Annotated in this window: 3 protein-coding genes; 2 read left to right on the top strand and 1 reads right to left on the bottom strand. The window is 47.2% G+C overall.

All coding sequences use genetic code 11. From position 1 onward, the window contains the following. Positions 1-1,450: ATP-binding cassette domain-containing protein (locus AB4496_RS26630; RefSeq protein WP_372132911.1), on the bottom strand; the 1,450-nt coding region annotated here is incomplete at its 3' end. A gap of 174 nt (positions 1,451-1,624) precedes the next feature. Between AB4496_RS26630 and kefG the strand changes: the two genes are divergently transcribed. Then, positions 1,625-2,209: a glutathione-regulated potassium-efflux system ancillary protein KefG gene (gene kefG, locus AB4496_RS26625; RefSeq protein WP_009848925.1), complete on the top strand. Its 585-nt coding sequence runs from the start codon at positions 1,625-1,627 to the stop codon at positions 2,207-2,209. After that, positions 2,196-2,826: cation:proton antiporter (locus AB4496_RS26620; protein WP_372132908.1), on the top strand; the 631-nt coding region annotated here is incomplete at its 3' end. The genes kefG and AB4496_RS26620, both read left to right, overlap by 14 nt.

Below are 2,826 nucleotides of genomic sequence, written 5' to 3'. Positions count from 1 at the left end.
ATACGATAACCATCGCGCCTTCAAACGTCTGTAATGCAAACGTTAGTGCCTGACGCATATCGAGATCCAAGTGGTTGGTTGGTTCATCGAGTAGTAATAGGTTCGGTTTTTGCCATACCAGCAGAGCCAATACCAAACGCGCTTTTTTACCACCGGAGAAGGGGGCCACTTTATCGAGTGCTTTTTCACCTTGGAAGCCAAAGCTACCTAGGTAGTCACGCAGTTGTTGCTCGGTGTGTTTTGGCGCAATCTGCATCATGTGTTGAAGTGGTGTCTCTTCAGGGTGCAGCGTCTCTAATTGGTGCTGTGCAAAGTAACCCATTTTAACGCCTTGCGAATAGCTCAGCTCACCACCTTGCTGTTTCAGTTCGCCAGAAAGCAGTTTAATCAGCGTTGATTTACCAGCACCATTTCGACCAAGTAGACCAATACGGCTGCCCGGCACTAGGTTCAAGCGAATCTTCTCTAGAATCAGATTGTCATCGTAACCCGCCGATACCTCGTCCATCATCATGATTGGGTTTGGTAGTGCGTCTGGTTCTCTAAATTCAAAGCTGAAAGGGTTATCAAACTGAGCGGGCAGTACTTGTTCCATTTTCTCTAGCGCTTTAATACGGCTTTGCGCTTGGCGAGCTTTTGAAGCTTTGTAACGGAAACGGTCAATGTAGCTCTGCATGTGCGACATTTGTTTCTGCTGCTTTTGGTACATCGCTTGTTGCAGAATTAGCTTTTGCGCTCGTTGGGTTTCGAACGACGAGTAGTTACCGGTGTATTCATTGAGCAGTTGATTTTCAACATGCACGATGCGGTTGACGATAGGATCCAAGAAGTCCCTATCGTGTGAGATAAGAACGAGTGTGCCTGGGTAGTTTTGTAACCAGCGCTCTAGCCACATTACAGCGTCTAAATCCAAGTGGTTGGTTGGCTCATCGAGTAACAGTAGGTCACTGCGACACAGTAGGGCTTGCGCTAGGTTCAAACGCATACGCCAACCCCCTGAAAATTGAGTCAGGTTCCATGTCATTTGTTCTTGGCGAAAGCCTAGGCCGTCTAACAACTCAGCCGCGCGTGCTTTGATGCTATAACCACCAATGGTTTCAATCTTGCCATGGATCTCTGCGACTAATGTGCCGTTGTCGGCTTGTTCGGCTTTCTCCAGTTGATCTTCAAGGCCACGGTATTCACGGTCGCCATCAATCACGTATTCAATTGCTGTTCTTTCTAATGCAGGTGTTTCTTGAGCAACCCAAGCCATTTCCCAATGGGCTGGTTTACTGAATGAGCCTGCATCAATAGACAGTTCGTCCTTAATTAGGGCGAACAGCGTAGATTTACCACAGCCATTCTTACCAACCAAACCGATCTTGTCGCCAGGGTGAAAAGTCGCAGATGCTTGGTCGAGGAGTGGCTTACCGCCGCGTAGCAATTGAATATCAGAGAAAGTAATCATAATTGAAATAGCATAGAAATTAGAGGTGAACAGACGCCTGCATAGTAGGCTGAAACCAGATAAAAGTCGATCACAATGCAATTTGCGTTATGATGCCAATAACATATTAGTAACTTTTGCTTAAATTCTTGTGGCCTTGCCACCGTTTAGCCTTCAAAGGAATGTTTCAAAGGAATGAGTAATACTCCCTCGACAGACAACCCCGTGCCAAAGGTGCTGGTCATCTATGCGCACCCAGAGCCGCAAACCTCTATCGCTAACCAGATCATGGTTAAAAAGATAGAGTCGCTTGGGAATGTCAAAGTCCACGATCTCTACGCCATCTATCCTGACTTCTTTATTGATGTGCCTTCTGAGCATGCATTGCTGCTTGAATATGATGTGATCGTGTTCCAACACCCTTTGTTTATGTATTCCTGCCCATCACTACTTAAAGAGTGGTTTGACCGAGTATTAGGCAAGGGTTTTGCGTTTGGTGAGCAAAGTGCGCTTAAAGGTAAACACTGGCGCAGTGTGATTACTACCGGTGGTAAAGAAGAGGCGTTTGGTGCCGCAGGCTATAATAAATATCCATTACAAGAGATTTTGCAACCATTCGAGCTAACTGCTGCTTTGTGTCAGATGCACTGGATATCCCCTTTGGTTTTACACTGGGCACGAAATGTCACCGATATGACGCGTTACCAACACGCAGAAGCGTATCGAAATTGGTTGCGAGACCCGCTACAAGATATAGGAGCGAATGATGGCTCTGACTAACGATTTTCTACAAAGTAGCGTTATATTTTTAGCTGCTGCTGTGGTTGCGGTTCCTATCGCACAGCGCGCTGGATTAGGGTCGGTACTCGGTTACTTATTAGCGGGTGTGGCGATTGGCCCTTGGGGGCTTGGTTTAATCAGTGATGTAGAGGCGATTCTACACTTCTCCGAATTCGGGGTGGTACTGCTGCTCTTCTTGATTGGTCTCGAACTTAATCCGAAAAAACTGTGGCAGATGCGAGCCCCCATTCTAGGACTTGGTGGCGCGCAAGTGCTGATCACCACTCTGATTATTACCGCCATCGCGTGTATGTTTGGTTTAACTTGGCAAACTAGCTTAGTCATCGGCATGGGTTTAGCTTTGTCTTCGACCGCTATTGCGTTGCGTGTTATTGAAGAGCGAGAGCTTGGTGGCAAAGAAGCGGGGCAGTCTGGCTTTGCGGTATTACTTTTCCAAGATATTGCCGTAATCCCTATGTTGGCGATGCTGCCTTTGCTTGCTGGCAATACGGGCGGCAGTTGGGCTGACATGTTGTGGATGCTAGGCGGTGTGATTGGCTTGCTTGTCGGTCACTTCTTGTTGAGACCACTGTTCCGATATGTAGTCATGAGCGGTG

The organism is Vibrio sp. 10N.222.46.A1 (assembly GCF_041473595.1).
Taxonomy (GTDB): Bacteria; Pseudomonadota; Gammaproteobacteria; order Enterobacterales; family Vibrionaceae; genus Vibrio; species Vibrio tasmaniensis_A.
This window is presented reverse-complemented; position numbering and strand designations above follow the sequence as displayed.

Bases quoted from the DNA above. Each gene is read 5' to 3' on its own strand.
- kefG (WP_009848925.1), top strand. From the start codon at position 1,625: ATGAGTAATACTCCCTCGACAGACAACCCCGTGCCAAAGGTGCTGGTC.